Raw genomic sequence first — 22,022 nt, 5'->3', positions numbered from 1 at the left:
CTCAGAGCAGGTGGACCTTCTTGTACAGCCGCTTGGACGGGCCACCGACGAGGCCGACGCTGTCGAGGAACTGCATCAGCTTGGAACCCGAAGTGCGGACGGTGTCCTTGTAGTGCTGGTTCCTCTTGGCCTCGGCGATGGCCCGCTCCGGGTCCAGGCCGGCGTTCGCGTACACATCTTTGCGGATCATGCTCTTCATGACGAAGAAGACGACGACGGCCGTGTTGAGGCGCTCCAGCTGCAACCGTGCCCAGCTGGCGCCCTCGATGCGTCGCCCGACCTCCTCGCGGGCGAAGCGGATGTGCCGGGCTTCCTCGAGGACGTGAATCTTGCTCACCGTGCGAGTGACGGGCTGGACCCGCTCGTCCTTCATGAAGTCGCGTTGCATCATATCGAGGATCTCCTCGGCGGCCATCACGCTGGCGTAGGCGTTGGCGCCCTTGAAGAACCCGCCCCAGATGCGTCCGAGCTTGTGGATGACGGGGTGCGGACCATAGCTCGGCATGTCGAGGCGTTCACCGGCGCGGGCGAACATCACCGAGTGGCGGCACTCGTCGGCCACCTCGGTGAGTGCGAACTGGACGTGCCGGGAGTGCTTGTCGCGGCCGTACACGTCGCGCAGCAACATCTGCATCAGCAGGATCTCGAACCACAATCCGACGCTCGAGACGCTCGCGGCCTCGTGCTTGGTGAGCTCGATTTTCTGCGCGTCCGTCATCTCGTCCCACAGGGCGGTGCCGTAGAGGGTGCTCCACTCGGGCGTGAGCCCGAACTTGTCGTCGGGAATAGGTGCTTCCCAGTCGACCTCCACCATCGGGTCGTAGGACTTGCGGGCCGACGACGCCAGCAAGCGCTGAGCGGTCTCTTCGCGGTCGGAGACGACTATCGATGCGGTCATGACTACCCCTTGATCAGTGGCCGGTGCGGTCAGTTAACTGTGACATACAGTCACGGATACTGAACGATACAATGGCGCCGGTCACAAGAGCAAGGTTCACTCAGCCGACGTCGGCCGTTTTCTCGGCGGGATCGACGCGAACCGAAGGGTGTTGACGACCGGGCGCCCACACTCCCAGCACGACGGCCGATACGAACAAGACGCCGGCCAAGACGATGGAAGCCTCGTCCATTCCCTTCAAGAATGCGTCTCGCGCGAAAATCGCCAGCTGCTCGCCCTGAGGGCCGGCGATCTCGGCGACGTGCAGGGCGGCAGCCAGCGAACCGGAGACAGGTTCCTTCGCCTGTTCGGGAAGTGCGTCCACCGCAGGTTGGACGTTCCGGCTGTATCCGGTGGCGAGGATGCTGCCCGCGAGGGCGACCCCGATGGCCGACCCGATTTCGCGGGCGGCGTCGTTGACGGCAGAGGCGACGCCCTGCTTGGCGTCGGGTGTGTTCTGGACGATCGCCGCGGTGGCGGGTGCGGTGCACAGTCCGATGCCCAAGGCCGCCACGATGAGGGGGAAGGACACCTCCACATAACTCGAATCCACGTCCAGGCGAACCAGGAGAAGAATTCCCGCGCCCAGGAGCGCGGTGCCGGCCACAAGTAGTGGCCGGAGCCCGACGTGCGGGATGACCAGCGGCATGACGGCGGACATGGCCACGACCGGCACCGCGATGGGGGCGAGCGCGAGGGCCGACTGCAGGGGCGAGTACTCGAGCACCAACTGCAAATACTGGATGGCCAGGAAGAAGAGCCCGAGGGTGGCGAGGAACTGCAGGAGCAGCGACATCGATCCCGACCCGAACGCGCGATTGCCGAACAGCCGCACATCGAGCAGGGGATGTTCCCTCCGGAGTTCGACCCAGGCGAAGGTGGCAGCGGCGACCAGTCCGCCCACGAGCAGACCCAGGACTACAGGATCGAGCCAGCCTCGATGCGGGGCCTCGATGGTGCCGAACACGAACAGTCCGACGGCGGCCACGATCAATCCGGTACCGGGCAGGTCGAGTGGAGTGTGGCTCGCGTCCTTGGACGACGGGATGGTAAAGCTGACGAGCAGGATCAGTGCGGACACCACCGCGAGGCTGACGAAGATCGCGATCCACGACCACTTCTCGAGAAGCGCACCGGAGACCAGCATTCCGGCGATGGCGCCCGAACCGGCCACGCCGGACCAGATGCCCACCGCTCGTCCGCGCTGCGACGGGGGAAAACCCGCCGTGAGCAGTGACAAGGTCGCGGGCATCACGAAGGCGGCGCCCACGCCGGCGGCCACTCGCGATCCGATGATCCACTCGGGTGCGTCGTTCATGAGGGGGACCGCGGTGGCAGCGCCGAAGACCAGCAGTCCCAGCATGAGGAGTTCACGTCGGCCGTATCGGTCGCCGAGAGCACCTGCCGGCAGGAGCAGGGCCGCGAGGGTGAGGGTGTAGCCGTCGACAATCCAGGTGAGCTGGCTCTGGGTGGCCCCGGTGTCGCGTGCTAGTTCCGGCAACGCCGTGTTGAGGGCTGCCATCGCCGCGACGACGAGCGCGACCGCGCAGCAGGAAACCACCAGCATCCATATCTGACGGAATGTCCACCCAGTCGTGTCCGGTGGGCCGGTCTGTACCTGTGGTGCCTCGTTCCGAGGGTGCACGGTGGTCCTCCCGATAGGAAATGAGACTGCCAGTATCGTTGGTAGACTGTTAGTTCACAAGTGGTTCCATGGCGAGAAACGGCGGCAGATGACCGAGCAGGATCCCCGCAAGCAGCGTTCCCGGGCACGACTCCTCGACGCTGCGACGACTCTGCTCGCCAAAGGTGGCACGGAAGCCGTCACCATCGACGCCGTGACCGCACTGGCGAAGGTGGCTCGCGCCACGCTGTACCGGCATTTCGGCAACGGCACCGAATTGGTGGCCGCGGCATTCGGACGGCTCATTCCGCCTGCGCCGACCGTGTCGGAGGACGGCGATCTCCGGGACCGGCTGGTCGAGTTGATGATCAGTCAGGCCACCCTCATCGAGAGCGCACCGATGCATGTCACCGCGATGTGCTGGCTGGGCATGGGCCCGGCGCTCGAGGACTATTCCAGCACCGCCGCGATGGAGTCGGACAAGCCGGAACTGCGCACGCTGAGGCAGACGATCGTCGAGCAGTACCGGGCGGCTTTCGACCGAATCTTCGAGACACCGGAGGCGGCCGAGCGGCTCGGCGAGTTCGACTACGACCTCGCGCTCGCCCAGTTGGTGGGCCCGCTCGTCTTCACCCGCCTCGCGACGCTGACCCCGCTGGGCAGGGAGGCCTGCGAACAGATCGTCGACGACTTCCTGGCAGCACGCGCCGCACAGATCGCGTCGCGGCCGTCACCGGTGATTGCCAAAGTTCCGCCAGCTCAGGCTCAATGACGTCGACAGTTCGGGGCCGCATCGTTACCGTGGCTCCTGCGCCGGGCACCCAATCGCCGGGCGTGTCGACAAGGATGATGTGGGAAGGGCTTCTCGATGATCACTGATGCGCTCAATTGGATTCTCGGTGCGTGGGGCGGAGTCGCCGCGGGAAGCAGCGGATACTCCATCCCACCCGGAACCCTGCCCTTCGGAAGCTGACAGACGAGAACTAGCCCGCGCGGTCTCGTCGCAGCACGTACTGCTCGAGCCGTCGTATGCCCCGGACCCGTCGTGGCCGTAGCTGCTTGAGATAGCAGCCGGGGGTGTCGGCCAGTGCGCCGGCGAGCTCGTCGTCGATCAGCACCGTGCCGGGACGGGCCGAACTGGTCAGTCTCGCCGCGGTGTTGACGACGGAGCCGTAGAGATCCCCGAATCGAACGAGAGCCGGTCCCATTGCGAGGCCCACCCGGAGATTCGGGTCGCCCTCGTCGGGGAGCACCTGCTCCTGAAGGGTGAAGGCGATGTCGGCGGCGTCGGACGGTGACTCGACGGCGAACATCACCTCGTCACCCACAGTCTTCACTACCCAGCCGTGATGCCCGCCGATCACGGACGCCGAGGCGGACTCGAACCGTTCCAGCAGATCGGCGAGGTCCCGCGCGCCCAGTTGGCGGGTGAGCGAGGTGTACCCGACGATGTCTGCGAAGCCGACCACCAGAGTGCGGCTCGCCACTTCCTCGCCGGGGTTTCCGACATTGCGGCCAGTGGTGGACGCAATATGACGTCGCCACACGTAGGCCTGCAGCGACTCGACCGCGGGAAGGATGTCGGCCGTCAGTTCGCGCACCTGCCGCCGGATCGCGTGCGGATCACTCTCGGTGGAGCCGGCGAGCTGCTCGACGATGTGGGTGCTGATCAGCGAGACCTGCCACTCGGCCAGCCTGGACATGGACTGGCCGAGCGCACGGGCGGCCGCCACTTCGCGGTCCGGCGAGATGATCCCCCGATCGACGAGAGACGCGATGGTGCGCAGCGCCTCGATGTCTCCTTCGGTAAACATCACCCCGTGGGGGTCCTTGTCCACCGCATAACCCATCGATACCCAGAGCCGGTCCGCGCGTTCGACGGACACTCCCGCGAATTCGGCGATCTCCACCCGGGTGTACCGCCGGGGGCCACCGAGCAGTGACTCTTCGAGGTCGGCCTGGATGTCGCGGAGCAGGCTCGGCTCGATCTCCGGAACCGTCTCCGTCTCGTCGTCATTAATGTCCGAGACCACTGCTGTCCTCTCGCCCGCGTATCCGTCCCTCGATGTGCCCTCTCAATCTGCCATTGTGCGGGCCCGCCCGGTGCGGAAACGTCGGTGGTGTGTGCGAGAGTTGCTGGGCTCACGAGCCCGGTCGCGAGACCGCCCCAGAAAGGACAGCGCCATGCCGCCCCGTAGACGTTCCGGTGCAGCCGACACACCGGATCACCTGACAGCGGAGAATCTCGAGACCCTGGCTGTCGCGATCGCGGAGGGCAGACGTGCCACCGTGTATCTGCGCGAGGCAATGCCGAGTCTTCGCCTCGAAGCAGGAGCGTCGGCGAAAGCTCTTTCGGTGCAGGGCAACACGGTGATGATCCGGCCCAAGGGTGTCGACGACGAGCTTCCGTTCGAAGCGGAGGAGCTCATGATGAAGCGTCTTCCGGCGCCCAGGGCGGCACCCACGCCAGCCCCCGTGAAGCCCGTTGTCCACCAGGCGATCGAGCCCGGTCCGCCTGCCGCCGCCAAAGCTCCGGCGCCTCGCACGGTGTCGGCGCCCGAGCCCGTCGCTGCCGCACCCAAGCCGGCCGCGGCGCCGGCGAGACGGACAACCAAGAAGGCGCCCGCAGGGGTGAGTGTCACCATTCACGCCGGAGCCGACAACGACTGGAGTGTCACCGTCGCGCACGGGGCCAAGCGCCCGGGAAAGGCCGTCCCCGTCCCACCGGAGGCCGTGGAGCGTGCCGTGCGGGAACTGGGAGAAGAGACGGCGATCGAGGCCGTCGAGTCGATCATCGTTGCGGCGCGCAACCTGGCTGCGGCGCGGGTGGAGGAGTTGAGCAGGCAACTGGAGGACGCCCGAAAGGCGCTGGAGGCGCTCGGCGCCGGCGAGTGAGCTGTGGCGTGTGATTCTCCGTCCCATTCCCCCACGCTCGCAATGTGCGGGGTGGGATTCTTATGGGGAGACACGCGGCCGTCGGGGCTCATTTCCGGGAAGGTTCGAACATGTTGAGACGATTCGCGGCGGTTGTTGCAGCCACGGTGGGACTTCTGGGTTTTTTCGGCACTGGTATCGCCACGGCCGCACCTCCGGCGGTCCTCGGGGGTGGTTCGGGGATCGTGATGAACGACGAGTTGGTGTGCACGCTCACCACCATCGGAAATGACAGCGGCGGTCGCCTGGTCGGTTTGACGGCCGGTCATTGCGGTGATGTCGGCTCCACCGTGGTGGCCGAAGCGGCGTTGGACACCGGGGTGGTGGGTACGTTCGTGAAGTCGAACCCTGCGCTCGACTATGCGGTGATCCAATTCGATCGCGGGAAAGTGGTGCCGGTCAACCGGGTCGGCAATGTCACCATCACCCAGATCGGGGCTCCGGCCGCCTTCCCACAGGTCGGATGTAAAGAAGGACGAACCACCGGCAACACCTGCGGAATCGTGTACGGCGACCTGATGCAAACTCAGGAGACGTGGACGCAGGCATGTGTGGTGGAGGGCGACTCCGGCGCACCGATGGTTGTCGGTACCACCCTCGTTGCCATGGTCAACGCGTATCTGGTTGCTCCGTGCATCGGCCCGGAGGTCGGAACCAACATGTCGGTGATCGTCGCCGACATGAATGCGAGCGGCGGCGCAGGCGCAGGCTTCCGGCCCATTTAAGCCCTCCGGGCTCGTGAGTGGTTAGCGAGTCTCTGGACTCGTCAACCACTCACGGGCGCGGAGCGCCTAGCCGCAGACGGCGCCGCCGGAAGCGGAGCCGACCAACTTGGTGTACTTGGCCAGGACTCCACGGGTGTAGCGCGGCGGGAGCGGCTCCCAGCCGCTCTTCCGGGCGGTGAGCTCGTCTTCGTCGACGAGCAGGTCCAGGGTTCCGGTACCCACGTCGAGCCGAATCTGATCCCCGTCGCGCACGAAAGCGATGGGGCCGGCGTCGACGGCCTCGGGTGCGACGTGGCCGACGCAGAGGCCGGTGGTGCCGCCGGAGAAGCGACCGTCGGTCAGGAGCAGCACGTCTTTGCCCAGGCCGGCGCCCTTGATCGCGGCGGTGATGGCCAGCATCTCCCGCATTCCGGGACCGCCCTTGGGTCCCTCGTAGCGGATGACGACCACGTCACCACCGGTGATGGTGCCGTCTTCGAGGGCGTCCATGGCGGCTCGCTCGCGGTCGAAGACGCGGGCGGTGCCGGTGAACACGTCGGAGTCGAAACCCGCCGACTTCACCACGGCACCCCCGGGTGCGAGCGAACCCTTCAGGATTGTGATGCCACCGGTCGGGTGGATCGGTGAACTCATCGCACGGAGCACCTTGCCGTCCGGGTCCGGGGGCGCGATGTCCGCGAGGTTCTCCGCCATGGTCTTGCCGGTGACCGTCAGGCAGTCGCCGTGGAGGAGTCCGGCGTCGAGGAGTGCCTTCATGACGACGGGAACACCGCCGATGTGGTCGACATCCGTCATGACGTGCGAGCCGAACGGTTTGACATCCGCCAGGTGCGGGACGCGTGCTCCGACCCGACTGAAGTCGTCGAGGGTCAGGTCGACCCCGGCCTCGTGAGCGATGGCGAGAAGGTGCAGGACGGCGTTGGTGGATCCACCGAACGCCATGACGACGGCGATCGCGTTCTCGAAGGCCTCTTTGGTGAGGATGTCGCTGGTGGTGATGCCCTGGCGAAGCAGTTCGACCACGGCTTCGCCGCTGCGCCGGGCGAAGCCGTCGCGGCGGCGGTCGGTCGCCGGGGGAGCGGCGCTGCCGGGAAGGGACATGCCGAGTGCTTCGGCGGCACTGGCCATGGTGTTGGCGGTATACATTCCGCCGCAGGCACCTTCGCCGGGACAGATGGCGCGCTCGATGGTGTCGACATCTTCACGACTCATCAGTCCGCGGGAGCAGGCGCCGACCGCTTCGAACGCGTCGATGATGGTGACTTGTCGTTCGCTGCCGTCGGACAGTTTCGCGATACCGGGCAGGATGGAGCCGGCGTAGAGGAAGACGCTGGCCAGGTCGAGCCGGGCGGCGGCCATCAGCATCCCGGGCAGCGATTTGTCGCACCCGGCGAGGAGGACCGAACCGTCGAGGCGCTCGGCCTGCATCACCGTTTCGACGCTGTCGGCGATCACCTCGCGCGACACCAAGGAGAAGTGCATGCCCTCGTGTCCCATGGAGATCCCGTCGGAGACGGAGATGGTGCCGAACTCGAGCGGGTATCCACCGCCGGAATGAACCCCGTCCTTCACCGACTTGGCGAGGCGGTCGAGCGAGAGATTGCAGGGGGTGATTTCGTTCCACGACGATGCGACGCCGATTTGCGATTTCCCCCAGTCGTCGTCGCCCATGCCCACCGCGCGGAGCATTCCGCGGGCTGCGGTCTTCTCCAGTCCGTCGGTGACGTCGCGGCTGCGGGGCTTCGGATCCGAGATTGTCATGAGTCACAGCCTAGGCGCGCGCCGACAGCCCGGTCGCCCGAATCCGGTGGCAGGCCGGAGCTACCCGACCCGCATATCGATCATTGCGATTCCAGGCGGTGCACCAGGCCGCCGATTCGGTAAGGATGGTCGGCATGAGTAACTCTCTCCCCACCGTGCAACTGTCCGAAGGACTTATTGTGAGCGCGCAGGGGTACGGCGCCATGTCCGTCGCCCCGGTATACGGACCCGTCGATCCTGATGAAGCCCTGGCGACCCTGCACCATGCAGTCGACATCGGTGTGACGTTCATCGATACGGCCGACGTGTACGGCGAAGGTGCGAGTGAAGTGGCGGTGGGCAAGGTGCTGAAGGAGCGCCGCGAAGAAGTGCAGCTGGCCACCAAGTTCGGCCTGGTGGGCAACATCGCCAACGGGCAGCGCGGCATCAACGGCAAGCCGGAGTACGTGGCGCAGGCGCTCGAGGCCTCGCTTGCCCGGCTCGGTGTCGACCACGTCGACCTGTACTACCTGCATCGCGTCGACCCGACGGTGCCGGTCGAGGAGACCGTCGGGGCGATCGCTGATCAGGTCGCCGCCGGCAAGGTCCGGCACATCGGTCTGTCCGAGGCCACCGGGGACGAACTGCGGCGCGCGTCGGGAGTGCATCGCATCGCCGCGATCCAGAGTGAGTGGAGCATCTGGAGCCGCGACGTGGAACGTCACGTCGTCCCGGCGGCGGCGGAGCTCGGCATCGGTTTCGTGCCGTACTCGCCGGTCGGTCGAGGCTTCCTCACAGGCACCTACGACCCGGCCGCCGTGGGTGCGAACGACCTGCGCCGACGCTTCCCGCGCTTCGGCGACGACGCAGTTCCGGCGAATCTGAAGGTGCTCGACGTCATTCGCGAGGTGGCCGTTGAACTCGATGCGACCCCCGCCCAGGTGTCGTTGGCGTGGCTCGAGGCGAAAGGGCGCGCATTCGGGCTGCCGACGGTGTCCATCCCGGGAACTCGGTTCGCTGCCCGCGTCGCGGAGAATGCCGGCGCTCTTCAGTTGTCGCTCAGCGACGATCAGATCGCTCGCCTCGACCTGCTCGCCGACCTCACCGTCGGTCACCGCTCGGCCGATCCCAGCTGGGTGTCGTTCGGGCGAGAATGACGCAACCGGCGGGTAACCGTCGCCGGGGAGTAGTTTGATCTGCGATGAGCAGAGTGTGGTTCGTGTGGGGTGTCGGGGTCATCGCCTATATCGTCGCCGTCCTCCACCGAACCTCGTTCGGTGTTTCGGGTCTCGCTGCGACCGAACGCTTTTCGATCAGTCCGAGCGTGCTGTCGGGTTTCGTCGTCCTGCAGATCGTGGTATACGCGGCAATGCAGATTCCGGCGGGAGTGCTCCTCGACCGGTACGGTTCGCGGCGGATGATCGCGTCCGGCGCCCTGATCATGGCGTCGGCGCAATTGATTCTCGCGCTCACCGAATCGTTGCCGATCGCCATCGCGGCCAGGGTGCTCGTCGGGATCGGCGACGCGTTGACGTTCATTTCGGTGCTGCGTCTGGTGCCGCAGTGGTTCGCGCCGCGACGCGTTCCTCTCGTGTCCCAGTTGACCGGCATCTTCGGGCAGATCGGCCAGATCCTGTCGGCGTTGCCGCTCATGCTGTTGCTGAACGGGCCGGGGTGGAACTTCGCCTACGGCAGCGCTGCCTCGCTGGGGTTGTTGTCTTTCGTGCTTGCTGTGTCGGTGATCCGGAATTCCCCACCCGGCCTCGAGGTGGTGGCCGCGCCCGCGGGACTGCGGGAGGTGGGACGGCAGATCAAGGCCGTGTGGGCGCGTCCGGGCACTCGGCTCGGGTTCTTCACGCACATGGGCACGCAGTTCTCGATGACCACGTTCGCGTTGCTCTGGGGTGTGCCGTACCTGCGGTCGGCGCAGGGCCGATCGGCAGCGGAGGCAGGTTCGCTGCTCACCCTGTCGGTGATCTCGGCGATCGTGGCCGGACCGATCATCGGCATCCTCAGCGGGCGTTTCCCGATGCGCCGGTCGTACCTCGTGTTGTCGATCATGATCAGCAATGCGGCGATGTGGACGGCGGTCCTCGCGCTTCCGGGACCGGCGCCGTTGTGGATGCTGGTCCTGCTCGTGATGGTCATTTCGGTGGGCGGTCCCGGTTCGATGATCGGGTTCGACTACGCCCGCATGTTCAACCCGAGTACGAGCATGGGCACCGCGCAGGGGATGGTCAACATCGGCGGATTTCTTGCGTCGTTGCTGGTCATTCAGGCGATGGGGCTCATCCTCGACGCTATGGGAGGGTACTCGTTTGCGGCTTTCCGCGTGGCCTGGCTGGTGCAGTACCCGGTGTGGGCGGTCGCGATCATCGGTGTGCTGGTGACCCGCGGCAAGACGCGCAGGCAGATGGGACTGGTCCTTCGCCCCATCCGGCAGGTGTGGCGGGAGCGCGGCCGACGCTGAAGCCCTAGTTACACTCTTACATAATATGTAACACTATAACGCATGAGCAGTGAGCGATCGGATGATCAGGCGGTCATGACGGCACCCCCGATGCAGTGGGACGCCTGGGGTGCGCCGGAGAAGCGGAAGGTTCTTCCCGACGGGATCAAAAACCTGTTGCACCAGGCGCTGGGGGTTGAAATCGCGGAGGCCGGGGAGCGGAATCCGGACGACGTCGTTCTCGCGCCGAGCGCCCTGCACGAGAAGGACCAGGCCGCCCTGGCAGCCATCGTCGGAGATCGATTCTGCAGCACCGCGCACACCGATCGCCTTCTCCGTGCCGGCGGCAAGAGCACTCTCGACCTGCTGCGTCGCCGGAGCACCGAACCCCAGAATGCGCCCGACGCGGTGATCACCCCGGGAACCGACGACGAGGTGTCGGAGGTGCTGCGGTACTGCACGGAGAACTCGATCGCAGTGGTGCCGTTCGGGGGTGGCACGAGCGTCGTTGGCGGTCTCGATCCGGTGCGCGACCGGTTCGCCACCGTCGTGTCGCTCGATCTCCGGAGGTTCGATGCCCTACTCGATCTCGATGCCGACTCCGGGGTCGCGACCCTGGGCGCCGGTGTGACGGGGCCGCGTGCGGAAGAGCTACTCGGGGCGCACGGCTTCTCGCTGGGGCACTTCCCACAGAGTTTCATGTTCGCCACCATCGGCGGCTTCGCGGCGACGCGCTCGTCGGGGCAGGCGTCCGCCGGCTACGGCAGATTCGAGGACATGGTGGAGGGCCTGCGCGTCGTGTCCCCTGCCGGCACGCTCGACACGGGACGGGCGCCGGCGTCTGCTGCGGGACCGGATCTGGGGGAGTTGTTCGTCGGCTCTGAGGGAACGCTCGGCGTGATCACCCGGGTGCGTGTGCGGGTGCATGCCGTTCCCGAAGCGACCGTGCGTGAGGGCTGGAACTTCCCCGACTTCGAGACGGGCGCCGCCGCCCTGCGCGCCCTGCGGCAGGAAGGTGCTGTTCCCGCCGTGCTGCGACTGTCCGACGAGGCCGAAACCGGTGTGAACCTGGCGACCACGGACAAGATCGGTGACGAGGCCGTCGCCGGTGGCTGCCTGGCGATCACCACGTTCGAAGGCACCGCCGCGCACACCGCTGAGCGGGTGGCCGAGGCTCGCGCGGTGCTGCAGGCGCACGGTGGCACGTCGTTGGGGGCGGATCCCGGGAACAGCTGGGAGCACGGACGTTTCGATGCACCTTATCTACGCGACTCCCTGCTCGACGCCGGTGCACTCTGCGAAACCCTCGAAACCTCCACGCACTGGGGCAATCTCGCTGCGCTCCGTGCGGCGGTCACGTCGACCCTCACCTCGGCGCTGTCCGAGCAGGGCACTCCACCGCTCGTCCTGTGCCACATTTCGCACACCTACTCGACGGGGGCCTCGCTCTACTTCACGGTGGTCTGTGCACAGGCGGCAAATCCTCTCGCGCAGTGGCGGAAAGCGAAAACCGCTGCGGGTGACGCGATCGTCGCCGCCGGCGGAACCATCACGCACCACCACGCGGTCGGCACCGACCACCGCCCGTGGATGCGGAAGGAGATCGGCGACCTCGGGGTGACCATCCTGCGGGCGATCAAGGATGCTGTGGACCCGGCAGGAATCCTCAATCCCGGGAAGTTGATTCCGTGAGCACGACGAAGACCGTCGAGCGGGTCACGGTCCTGATCAACCCGCTGGCCGGGCACGGCCATGCCCCGGTCGCGGGACGTAAGGGCGTGGCGCGGCTGCGTGATCGCGGTGTGACGGTCACCGAAATCATCGGGACCGACGCCGATCATGCGCGCACGCTCGCCCGCCGGGCCATCGATGACGGCACCGATGCGCTGGTCGTCGTCGGTGGGGACGGTGCGATCAGTATCGGCTTGCAGGCCGCGGCACGGTCGGGAACCCCGATCGGGCTGATCCCCGCAGGTACCGGAAACGATCATGCACGCGAGTTCGGGGTTCCCGTCGGCGATCCGGTCGCGGCGGCCGATGTGATCGCGGACGGTGAGGTCCAGGAGTCGGATCTCGCCCGGATCACGCTCACGGATGGGGCGGTCGTCTGGGCGGGCACGGTGGTGGCGAGCGGTTTCGATTCGCTCGTCACCGACCGGGCCAATCGGATGACGTGGCCCAAGGGGCCGATGCGATACAACCTAGCCATGCTGGCGGAACTCACGCAACTTCGTCCCCTGAGCTACCGGATCGAACTCGACGACGCCACCGTGCAGGCGGACGCCACGCTGGTCGCGGTGGGTAACGGCCGATCCTACGGCGGCGGGATGCAGATCTGCCCGGGAGCGAACAAGACCGACGGCCTCCTCGATGTCACCGTGGTGGGTTTCGGGTCACGGGCGCGGCTGGTCCGGTTGTTCCCCCGGGTCTACAAGGGCACCCATGTGGATCTTCCCGAAGTGCAGACCTATCGTTCACGGACGGTGCGGTTGCAGTGCGAAGGCATCACGGCCTACGCGGACGGCGACCGAGTCGGTCCGCTCCCGGTGACGATCGAGGCCGTGCCGGGGGCGCTACACATCCTCAGCCACACTCCGGCCTGAGTCCGTCACCCCACGGAGCCGATCCATTTCCCGACGTTCCCGTTTGGTCGGCCTTCCGGCCCCGCGGTCGCGTTGCGGAAGCGAAGCGAGGAGTTCGCGGGGCGGAGGCGGCGGCGTGTTGTCGGTGTAGCACTCGACGGCAACGACTGCGCCCACCCGCTTGGCGATGGGACGGGTCACCCCGACGATGCGCTCGGTCCCGGCGGCGCGAATACGGACTTCGTCGCCCACCTTCACCGGCTGCGCCGGTTTAGCGGGGCTACCGTTCACCCGCACGTGCCCGGATCGGCACGCTGCAGCCGCCGCCGAGCGCGTCTTGAACAGCCTCACCGCCCAGGTCCAGCTGTCGACGCGCACGCTCGCGGGGTCGGTACCGGAAATCGCCACCCGACCAGAATACGAGAGGCGGGACATCGATAAGCGGAGCCGCTAATTCCGCTTCCGGTACCATCGAGCTCATGGCGACATCGGGACCGGACGTGGCGCGTGACGCCAGTGGGCAGCAGGATCTTCGGGAGCTCCTGAATTTCGACCAGCGGCGCGAGTTCACTCGCTTCCTCATGTCGTACAAGTTCGGTATCGACGAGATGATGACCAAGATCAACATCTTGAAGGACGAGTTCACCTACATCCACGACTACAGCCCCATCGAACATGTGAAGTCGCGGCTGAAGTCGGCGGACAGCGTCCTCGGCAAGGCTGCCCGCAAAGGACTCCCGTTCACCCTGGACGCCATCCGCGAGAACATCCACGACATTGCCGGGATCCGCATCACCTGCAGTTTCATTCAAGACGCGTACCGGATCAGTGACATGCTCACCGGTCAGCTGGACATCACCGTGGTAGCCGTCAAGGACTACATCGCGGAGCCGAAGGCCAACGGCTACCGCAGTCTGCACCTGATCGTCGAGGTTCCCGTTTTCATGTCCGATCGAGTGGAGTCGGTACGTGTCGAGATTCAGATCCGGACGGTGGCCATGGATTTTTGGGCGAGCCTCGAACACAAGATTTTCTACAAGTACGACAAGGTGGTTCCCGAGGCGCTGCTGGGAGAGTTGAGAGACGCCGCAGACGTGGCCCGGCACCTCGATGTGAAGATGGAGGCGTTGCACGAGGAAGTCCGCGGCTCGGGGACCACACTGCGGGTCATTCCGGACTAGAACCGGATCGCACGGCGGTCGGCTGCACAGCGGGGCCGGTCAGATCGCAATGTGGTTGGCAAGCAACGGAACCGGTGAGAACCTGTGCCGGTGCTGCAGGAGTGCGGATGAGGGCTGCTGCGATGATCGCCCCGACGACGAGCATGGCGACACACAGGTACATCGCGATCCGGAAGCCCTGCGAGAAGCTGACGGGATCGGCCAGGCTTGCGGCGTCGATCCCGGCGAGGCCCGGCAGCGCGGCAACCGCGAGTAGTTGGCTGGTGCGCGCCACGGCGTTGTTGACCCCTGACGCGATACCGGCCTGTTCGACCGGGACCGACTCGAGAACCGCAGTGGTCAACGGGGCGACAATCGCCGACAGCCCGAGTCCGAACACGATCACGCCGGGCAGGACGTCGGACCAGTACGACGCCTCGGACCCGATCCGCGTCATCAGAAGCAGACCGGCGGCCGCGAGTGCCGGGCCGATTGTCATCGGTAGTCGAGGACCGTGTTTTTGCGAATAGCGACCGGCGCGCGAGGACAGGGCCAGCATCGCGAGTGTGATGGGCACGGTGGCGACGCCCGCCGCAACCGGCGAATACCCCGCGACCAGCTGAAGCTGCATCACCAACAGGAAGAAGACCCCGCCGATCGCCGCGTACACGGCGAATGTCACCAGGTTCGCTGCCACGAACATGCGGGAGGAGAAAAGTGCGGACGGTACGAGGGCTGCGGGGGATCGGCGTTCCACCACGACGAATGCGGCGAGAGCTACGGCCCCGAAGACCCCGGCAATCGGATTCGTTTCGATCAGCCCGTAGGTGAGTGCGCCGAGCCCGAGCACGGCGAACACCGATCCGAGTACATCCAGGTGATCCGGCGGATGAGGATCGCGGCTCTCGGGTATGTGGCGAATCGACGCCCACACGACGACGGCGGCAAGGGGAAGATTCAGGAAGAAGACGGACCGCCAACCCGCGACTTCGACGAGCCACCCGCCGAGCAACGGTCCGACGGCCCCCGCCACCCCACCGAGTCCGGACCACAGTCCGATCGCCGCACCCCGGTCGTCCTCGTGCAGGGATGCCGAAATCAACGCAAGACTGCCCGGCGTCAACAGCGCCGCTCCGATCCCCTGAAGAATGCGCGCGACCACCAGAAACGTGATGTCGGGCGCGAGACCGCACAGCAGCGACGCCACGGCGAACCACACGGTCCCCCAGACGAAGACACGTCTTCGGCCCCAGCGGTCTCCAAGCGCCCCACCCAGCAGAATCAGGGACGCCAGCGCCAGGGTGTAGCCACTGAGCGTCCACTGCAGACCCGCGACTCCGGATCCGAGGTCTTCCCCGATGTGCGGCAACGCGATGTTCACCACCGTGCCGTCGAGAAGGGCAAGGCCGGAACCGAGGACGGTCGCGGTCACAACCCAGCGGCCCTGTCGCGTGTTCAACCGGAGAGCCGGTGTCATGTCAGGCTCCGGCCGGAACGCCCGGGGCGTCGTCGGGCGCGAGGTACGCGCCGATCTTCCGGAACAGGATATCGGCCTCATTCTTGTACGCGCCGGTGTTGTCGAACGCTGCTGGGTCGTAGGTGACAGCCACGGCGATCGCGATCTTCTGCGACGGCAAGTACGCCTCTGCGGCCGCGTATCCGCTGAACAGGGGATTCTGCATCAACCAGTTGCCGACGATGGGCAGCCCGAGCCCGTAGGTGTAGTCGTCCGATTGCGGGAAACAAGTGGTGCAGCCGGGAAGGGTGGTGGTCTTGCCCCGCAAGTCAGTCGAGACCATGGCCTCGTACGACTCACGTGACAGAAGTTCGCCGGTGCCGATCGCTACCGCAGTGTCGTGGAGGTCGTAGATATTCGAGGTCTGGATGGCGCCGTGGGTGATGGTCCACGAGGGGTTCCAGTAGGTCGATTCCTCGTAGAACGGTGCGCCGGGTGGAATCTGCAGTGCCTCCCGTCGTTCGGACGAGAACGCGTGCAGGACAGGCTCGGTGATTGCCGCCGTTCCCGGATCAGTGGTGTTGTCGAGCCCGAGAGGGCCGAGCACCTTGTCCTGCATGAGCGTCGTCATCGGCTGACCGGTGATCTTCTCGAGCGCCAACCCGAGGATGACGTAGTTGGTATGAGCGTAATTCCAGTTGGTCCCGGGCTCATACAGGAGTGGCTTCGAAGTGGCGAATGACAAGAGTTCTTCGGGCGTCCAGTTGCGGAAGGGGTCCGCGTAGATGGCCTTGTCGAATTCGGTGTTGCCGAGGACGTAATCGACGTAACCCGAGGTCATCTGAGCGAGCTGACGGAGCGTCACGCGGTCGGCATGCGGGATGTCGGGCAGCCATGTCGACACCTTGTCGTCGAGGCTCACCTTCTTCTCGTCGACCAATTGGAGCAGCAGCGTGGAAACGTAGGAGATGGCCACCGCGCCATTGCGGAAATGCATGTCGGTGGTGGCCGGCACCCCCGTCATGGACTCGCCGAGGGCCTCGGTGACAATCTCTCTGCCGTCCACCGTGACACGTACGATCACCGCCCGCAGATGGGACTGTGCCATCGCGTCGCGCACGATCTGCATCACCCCGTCGGCCTGCGCCGGATCGGCCGATACCGTTCCCGGCGAGGCCGCACTCGCCGAGGTGGCCGGGCCCGGCGGCGGATCGCTCGTCGTGCACGCAGCTCCCAGAGTCAGGACGCACGCCAACAGAAAAGCCCGCCGAAGAAGTGCCATATCTCAGCGTTGCACCATCGGGCGGGTCGGCGCTGGAGATAGGCGATTGCCACCCCGCACGCCACAATGGCGACCACCGGGGCTGCGGTCGATATTCCATCCCATGCGCTCGGCTCCAGCGCGGGTTCACCCCCGTCGAGGGGAGTATAGGCAGTCCAGCCGAAATCGGCCGTCAAGGGAATCGCGAGGGCTGCAGGCGCAGCCAGTGACGTGGCACTCACGGGCGCGCTCGACGGCAGGCTTGATGGCAAGGTGAATGCGGCAGTGCCCGGCCGAGTGCTGCGCCGAGCGCCACGAGAGCGAGTAACCACAGCCACGAATCGGTGTACCAGGCCGTCTGCGTGCCCTCGCCCGCCGCGATGAACGCCATTGCGGCGAGAAGGACTGTTCCGGTTCGTTTCTCCAACCACACTGCCGCGGCGATGACGACCGGAACCAAAGTCACTCCGAGCCCAGGGCTCCGCCGGCCCGTCGAAGTCGCCGGACTGCAGCGCGACCACCATCACGATCGCGGTCACCGCGAGGACCGCCAGGGCAAGTAGGTCGGTGTTGTGCGGTGGCTCGGGGAGGTAGTCCGCGTACTGCGAGGGCACAGCGGTGGAGGGCCGGTACTGGTCGAGTGGTTCCGCCAGGAGGAGTCCGCCGACCACACCCGCCGCAAGGACGGTCTGAAGCCGGACGCGGTCGCTCGTGCAGGACATACCCGCCAAACCGCCCAGCAGCAGTCCCACACCGATACCGTTGGTGTACAGCACAACCGGTGACGAACCGATCACCGGGCCGATCGCCAGAAGCGCCAGGCCCGACACCGCCGATATGGCCAAGCCGAGTCGGGTGCGCATGCTTGCGGCCACGACCGCAGCGACGAGAGCGCCGAGGATTGCACCCGCTGCGCCGCTGGAGTACAGCGTCCCGTGGCGGAAGCTGTCGATCATGAACGCGTACTCGCTGGGCATCGGCGACGTGAGCGCCACGCCGGTGACGAACCCACCCAGCACCATGCCGACGTGTGCAACCCGGACGGTCATGGGACGAGCATCGCGCACACCTGCCGGGTTGAAGAGATCGACGCGCAGGGGAAGGGTGGACCATGTCTTCGTGCGTCCTGGATTGGGAAGGTGGTCCGTGATCATCGACAACGACGTCTACAACCGTCGAGGTGAATCGTGGTGGGAGGAGGACAACCCGCTCAACCTGCTGCACGGAAGTCTCACGCCCGGACGCTTCGCGTACTTTCGCACGGTGCTCACCGAGCATTTGGGATCCGATTATCGCGGACTCTGCGCGCTCGACGTCGGCTCCGGCGGAGGATTTCTCGCGGAAGAGTTCACCCACATCGGTTTCCGGGTTGTCGGTGTCGACCCGTCGGAGGTGTCGATCGCTACTGCGCGCCGCCACGCCATCGACGCTGATCTGAACATCGAGTACCGCATCGGGGCCGGGGAGAAATTGCCGGTGCCGGACGCCTCATTCGATGTCGTCTACTGCTGCGACGTCCTCGAGCACGTCTCCGATCTCGACGGGGTGATCGCCGAGACGGCCAGGGCGCTGAAGCCGGGTGGCCTGTACCTGTTCGACACCATCAACCGCACCTTCGTCAGCAAACTGGTTGCCATCAAGATCATGCAGGAATGGCGCATGACCAGGATGTTCGATACCCCCATCCACGACTGGTCCATGTGTGTGCGACCGCAGGAACTGGAATCCGTCATGGAGCAGCACGGGCTGCGACTCGGAGCGATCGTGGGACTCGGGCCGAGGTCGAAGAATCCGCTCCGCCTCCTCGACCTCGTCCGGGCCGGCGGGCGGACATTGAGCTACGGAGAGCTGAGCCGTCGACTCGACTTCGGGCAAGTGCGCAGTACCGCCATCTCCTACATGGGGTACGCCGTCAAGAACGGCGAAAGCCCGCCGCGACCTCGCGACGGGCTCCCGCAGGCGGGGAACTAGCTGTAGTCGTAGAAACCCCTACCGCTCTTCTTGCCCAGGTGTCCCGCATCGACCTTGCGCTTGAGCAGCGTCGGGGGAGCGTAGTGGGGCTCGGCGAATTCCGCGTACAGCGACTCCGCCGCGGCCAGGGTGATGTCGAGGCCCACGGTGTCGATGAGGGTCAGTGGACCCATCGGGTAGCCGCAACCGCCCTTCATGGCCTCGTCGATGTCCTCGGCGGTGGCGTAACCCGACTCGAGCATCCGGACTGCCGACGTGAGGTACGGGATGAGGAGGGCATTGACGATGAAGCCCGCGCGGTCACCGGCCCGCACCGTCTTCTTCCGCAGCGTGTTCTTCGCGTAGTCGGTGACCGCGGTGACGGTCTCCTCGGAGGTGACCAGGCTGACCACGATCTCTACCAGCGGCATCACCGGAACCGGGTTGAAGAAGTGGATACCGACGACCTGCCCCGGGCGCTGCGTGGCGTTGGCCATCTTGATCAGCGGGATGGATGACGTGTTCGACGCCAGGATGCCGGACGGCTTCACGATCTTGTCGAGCTTCTGGAAGATGTCGACCTTGAGCGACTCGATCTCCGGTGCAGCCTCGATCACGAGGTCGCGGTCCGCGAACTCGTCGAGGTCGAGGGTGACGCGCACGCGGGCGAGCGCGGCGTCCGCGGCATCCTGGTCGAGCTTGCCTGCCTTGACGCCGCGGGCCAGCGATTTCTCGATCCGAGCCTGCGCGGCCTCGGCGTACTCCTGCTTGGTTTCGAGGATCAGCACCGAGCTTCCGGCCTTGATGCATACCTCGGCGATGCCGGCGCCCATGGTGCCGCCGCCGATCACTCCTACTAGTTCCACGATTCTCCTTAGTGATGCCCGTGCGTGGTTAGCGAGTCCAGAGACTCGCTAACCACGCACGGGCGGCGTAGCCGCCTACTTCAACAGGGCACGCGACATGACGACGCGCTGGATCTGGTTGGTGCCTTCGTAGATCTGGGTGATCTTCGCATCCCGCATCATGCGTTCGACGGGGAAGTCGGTGGTGTAGCCGGCGCCACCGAACAGCTGGACTGCGTCCGTGGTGACCTCCATGGCGACATCCGACGCGAAGCACTTGGCGGCGGCGGAGATGAAGCCGAGGTTCTTCTCGCCGCGCTCGGCGCGTGCCGCGGAGGTGTAAACCATGAGGCGCGCGGCCTCGACCTTCATCGCCATGTCGGCAAGCATGAACTGGACGGCCTGGAAGTCACTGATGGACTTGCCGAACTGCTTGCGGTCCTTGGTGTACGCGAGGGCTGCGTCGAGTGCGCCCTGCGCGAGGCCGACTGCCTGAGCACCGATGGTCGGCCGGGTGTGGTCGAGGGTCTGCAGCGCCGTCTTGAAGCCGGTGCCGGGCTCGCCGATGATGCGGTCGCCGGGAATCTTGCAGTTCTCGAAGTACAGCTCGGCGGTGGGCGAGCCCTTGATGCCGAGCTTCTTCTCCTTCGGGCCGACGACGAAGCCCTCGTCGTCCTTGTGGACCATGAACGCGGAGATGCCGTTGGCGCCCTTGTCGGCGTCGGTCACGGCCATCACGGTGTACCAGCTGGACTTGCCACCGTTGGTGATCCAGCACTTGGAACCGTTGAGGATCCAGTTGTCACCTTCCTGCTTCGCGCGGGTGCGCATGCTCGCGGCGTCCGATCCCGCTTCGCGTTCGGACAGTGCGTACGAGGCCATCGCCTCACCGGAAGCCAGCTGCGGCAGCACCTGCTGCTTGAGTTCCTCGGAGCCGTTGAGGATCAGGCCCATGGTGCCCAGCTTGTTGACCGCCGGAATGAGGGAGGAGGAACCGCAGACGCGGGCGACCTCTTCGATCACGATGCAGGTGGCGACCGAGTCGGCGCCCTGACCGTCGTACTGCTCGGGTACGTGAATGGCGTTGAAGCCGGAGTTCACGAGAGCGGTGAGTGCTTCCTCAGGGAACCGGGAATCCTCGTCCACTTCCTTCGCGTAAGGCGCGATCTCCTTCTCGGACAGCGCGCGGATCGCGGATCGCAATTCATCGTGCTCTTCTGCGAGCTTGAACAGATCGAAGTCCGGGTTTCCGGCCATGGTGGCGCTCCTTGTCGATTGCATCGACGCCGATACTCGTGCGGCACTCCGTGCCAGGGTTAGTCCGCGTCGGATGCGCTGCAATGTTCGTCGTCGGGCATAGTACTGCCGATACCATGCAGTCAACCACGGCACTCAGTGCCAGTCAAGGGTGGATGTGGTGGCGGGCACCTCAGGGGTTCCGCCGCGACAGCTGAGCCGCGATGCCGCCGGTGATTTCCTCCACCGGGGTTCCCGGCGGATACGACACCACGAGCACCGCGTCCTGCTCCTGCGACGGTGCGCCCGGCGCCACCCCGAACGTCCGGCGGACGTCGAGCAGGGCGCGGTCCAACGCATCGGCGGTGGCTCCCACATCACCCTTGATCATGTTCCGCAGAAGATGGTTGTGGCACGCGGTGACGGCGGCCGCGAAGCCGATCACCTTCAGCACCGGCTCGGTAGGGACCACGTTGCGGAGATAGTCGACGAACAGCCGCTCGTACCGCACGCCGGTCACGATTTCGCGGTCACGCAGCGCCGGGACGCGTTGCACCACCCGGTACCGGCGCTCGGACAGCTCACGGTTCTCCTGGAACCGGTCGAACACCAGGCCCGCGGTCCTGCACACAGCGGCCCACGGGTCGTCGGATTCCGAGGTCAGGTAGTCACCCGCCTGCTGGAGCAACGATTCGTGGTCGGCGAAGATCACGTCTTCCTTGGACCGGAACTGACGGAAGAAGGTGCGGCGGGACACCCCCGCGGCCGTCGCGATCTGCTCGACGGTGGTGGCCTCGTAGCCGTTCTCGGCGAAAAGGCGAATGGCCTGCGTGACGACATGGACCCGGAAGTCCGCCGCATCGATCCCTGGGGTGTCGAGTCGCTCGGTCATGCGCCCAGTATCCATCGGTGCCGAACCTGCCGTTTCCTGGACGCCGGTGCTTTGAGGGGCGGATACTCGAAATAGTGTGTCCGTCCTGGTGAGGGTGGGGCGAATTCGAGTGTGCCGTGGACTACGTGAGGTACCCATCTCGGAGACGGGAGAACCGCGCCGGCTCCCGCACCTCGCTGTCTCGGCAGACTCACCGCGCGCGCTGATCCTGTCGGGGATCCGTTTCCGAAA

The 22,022-nt window shown here is 65.9% G+C and carries 20 protein-coding genes; 9 read left to right on the top strand and 11 right to left on the bottom strand.

Features of this window, described 5'->3' with window-relative positions; translation table 11 throughout:
* Nucleotide 1: 1 nt before the first annotated feature.
* A complete protein-coding gene (locus NOF53_RS23745) occupies nt 2–898 on the bottom strand; it encodes an AurF N-oxygenase family protein (RefSeq protein ID WP_255973410.1) in 897 nt (298 codons plus the stop codon).
* 100 nt (nt 899–998) lie between these two features.
* Entirely contained in the window at nt 999–2,582 is a 1,584-nt protein-coding gene (locus NOF53_RS23740) for an MFS transporter (protein WP_374212662.1), read from the bottom strand.
* A gap of 88 nt (nt 2,583–2,670) precedes the next feature.
* Between NOF53_RS23740 and NOF53_RS23735 the strand changes: the two genes are divergently transcribed.
* Nucleotides 2,671–3,333 (top strand): TetR/AcrR family transcriptional regulator, encoded by a 663-nt coding sequence (locus NOF53_RS23735; RefSeq protein ID WP_255973406.1) that lies wholly within the window; start codon nt 2,671–2,673, stop codon nt 3,331–3,333.
* 211 nt (nt 3,334–3,544) lie between these two features.
* Here the strand turns inward: NOF53_RS23735 and NOF53_RS23730 are convergent, their stop codons facing one another.
* Nucleotides 3,545–4,594, bottom strand: a complete 1,050-nt coding sequence (locus NOF53_RS23730) for an adenylate/guanylate cyclase domain-containing protein (RefSeq protein ID WP_255973403.1) — start codon at nt 4,592–4,594, stop codon at nt 3,545–3,547.
* Between the two features lie 151 nt (nt 4,595–4,745).
* Here NOF53_RS23730 and NOF53_RS23725 point away from each other — a divergent pair, with 151 nt between their 5' ends.
* Entirely contained in the window at nt 4,746–5,456 is a 711-nt protein-coding gene (locus NOF53_RS23725) for a DUF6319 family protein (RefSeq protein ID WP_255973400.1), read from the top strand.
* 110 nt (nt 5,457–5,566) lie between these two features.
* Nucleotides 5,567–6,220: a S1 family peptidase gene (locus NOF53_RS23720; protein WP_255973397.1), complete on the top strand. Its 654-nt coding sequence runs from the start codon at nt 5,567–5,569 to the stop codon at nt 6,218–6,220.
* Nucleotides 6,221–6,286: 66 nt separating this feature from the next.
* Here NOF53_RS23720 and ilvD read toward each other — a convergent pair whose 3' ends face one another.
* Nucleotides 6,287–7,981: a dihydroxy-acid dehydratase gene (gene ilvD / locus NOF53_RS23715; RefSeq protein ID WP_255973394.1), complete on the bottom strand. Its 1,695-nt coding sequence runs from the start codon at nt 7,979–7,981 to the stop codon at nt 6,287–6,289.
* Nucleotides 7,982–8,106: 125 nt separating this feature from the next.
* Here ilvD and NOF53_RS23710 point away from each other — a divergent pair, with 125 nt between their 5' ends.
* The 4 genes from NOF53_RS23710 (at nt 8,107) to NOF53_RS23695 (ending at nt 13,012) form a co-directional block, all read left to right on the top strand.
* A complete protein-coding gene (locus NOF53_RS23710) occupies nt 8,107–9,117 on the top strand; it encodes an aldo/keto reductase (protein WP_374212661.1) in 1,011 nt (336 codons plus the stop codon).
* Nucleotides 9,118–9,161: 44 nt separating this feature from the next.
* Nucleotides 9,162–10,430: an MFS transporter gene (locus tag NOF53_RS23705; RefSeq protein ID WP_255973390.1), complete on the top strand. Its 1,269-nt coding sequence runs from the start codon at nt 9,162–9,164 to the stop codon at nt 10,428–10,430.
* A gap of 90 nt (nt 10,431–10,520) precedes the next feature.
* Entirely contained in the window at nt 10,521–12,101 is a 1,581-nt protein-coding gene (locus tag NOF53_RS23700) for an FAD-binding oxidoreductase (protein ID WP_255973434.1), read from the top strand.
* Nucleotides 12,098–13,012 carry a diacylglycerol kinase gene (locus NOF53_RS23695; protein ID WP_255973387.1) on the top strand — a complete coding sequence of 305 codons (915 nt, stop codon included), beginning with the start codon at nt 12,098–12,100 and terminating at the stop codon, nt 13,010–13,012. The genes NOF53_RS23700 and NOF53_RS23695 overlap by 4 nt, the downstream gene beginning before the upstream one ends.
* Here the strand turns inward: NOF53_RS23695 and NOF53_RS23690 are convergent.
* Entirely contained in the window at nt 12,983–13,426 is a 444-nt protein-coding gene (locus NOF53_RS23690; RefSeq protein WP_255973385.1) for an RNA-binding S4 domain-containing protein, read from the bottom strand. The two genes, NOF53_RS23695 and NOF53_RS23690, sit on opposite strands and share 30 nt — an antisense overlap.
* A gap of 44 nt (nt 13,427–13,470) precedes the next feature.
* Here NOF53_RS23690 and NOF53_RS23685 point away from each other — a divergent pair, with 44 nt between their 5' ends.
* Nucleotides 13,471–14,172 (top strand): GTP pyrophosphokinase, encoded by a 702-nt coding sequence (locus tag NOF53_RS23685; RefSeq protein WP_255973383.1) that lies wholly within the window; start codon nt 13,471–13,473, stop codon nt 14,170–14,172.
* Here the strand turns inward: NOF53_RS23685 and NOF53_RS23680 are convergent.
* Genes NOF53_RS23680 through NOF53_RS23670 form a run of 3 tightly spaced genes read right to left on the bottom strand, consistent with a single transcriptional unit; the run spans nt 14,159 to nt 17,917 of the window.
* Entirely contained in the window at nt 14,159–15,628 is a 1,470-nt protein-coding gene (locus NOF53_RS23680) for an MFS transporter (protein ID WP_255973381.1), read from the bottom strand. The genes NOF53_RS23685 and NOF53_RS23680 overlap by 14 nt on opposite strands.
* Before the next feature lies 1 nt (nt 15,629).
* Entirely contained in the window at nt 15,630–16,889 is a 1,260-nt protein-coding gene (locus NOF53_RS23675) for a serine hydrolase domain-containing protein (protein WP_255973379.1), read from the bottom strand.
* Complete coding sequence (locus tag NOF53_RS23670; protein WP_255973377.1) at nt 16,847–17,917, bottom strand: hypothetical protein; 1,071 nt, start codon at nt 17,915–17,917, stop codon at nt 16,847–16,849. The genes NOF53_RS23675 and NOF53_RS23670 overlap by 43 nt, the downstream gene beginning before the upstream one ends.
* 97 nt (nt 17,918–18,014) lie before the next feature.
* Here NOF53_RS23670 and ubiG point away from each other — a divergent pair, with 97 nt between their 5' ends.
* The gene (gene ubiG, locus NOF53_RS23665) at nt 18,015–18,839 is read left to right on the top strand and encodes a bifunctional 2-polyprenyl-6-hydroxyphenol methylase/3-demethylubiquinol 3-O-methyltransferase UbiG (RefSeq protein WP_255973374.1); all 825 of its coding nucleotides are present in this window, start codon (nt 18,015–18,017) and stop codon (nt 18,837–18,839) included.
* Here the strand turns inward: ubiG and NOF53_RS23660 are convergent.
* The 3 genes from NOF53_RS23660 to NOF53_RS23650 all read right to left on the bottom strand — a co-directional run bounded on the left by NOF53_RS23660 (nt 18,836) and on the right by NOF53_RS23650 (nt 21,791).
* Nucleotides 18,836–19,684 (bottom strand): 3-hydroxybutyryl-CoA dehydrogenase, encoded by an 849-nt coding sequence (locus NOF53_RS23660; RefSeq protein ID WP_255973371.1) that lies wholly within the window; start codon nt 19,682–19,684, stop codon nt 18,836–18,838. The genes ubiG and NOF53_RS23660 overlap by 4 nt on opposite strands.
* Nucleotides 19,685–19,759: 75 nt before the next feature.
* Entirely contained in the window at nt 19,760–20,920 is a 1,161-nt protein-coding gene (locus tag NOF53_RS23655) for an acyl-CoA dehydrogenase (protein ID WP_255973369.1), read from the bottom strand.
* 172 nt (nt 20,921–21,092) lie between these two features.
* Nucleotides 21,093–21,791, bottom strand: a complete 699-nt coding sequence (locus tag NOF53_RS23650) for a TetR family transcriptional regulator (RefSeq protein WP_255973367.1) — start codon at nt 21,789–21,791, stop codon at nt 21,093–21,095.
* Nucleotides 21,792–22,022 lie beyond the last annotated feature (231 nt).

Origin of the sequence: Rhodococcus tibetensis (genome assembly GCF_024438035.1) — a bacterium.
Lineage (GTDB): Bacteria > Actinomycetota > Actinomycetes > Mycobacteriales > Mycobacteriaceae > Rhodococcus_F > Rhodococcus_F tibetensis.
The sequence above is the reverse complement of the archived record's forward strand: the minus strand, read 5'-3'. Positions and strand labels throughout refer to the sequence as shown.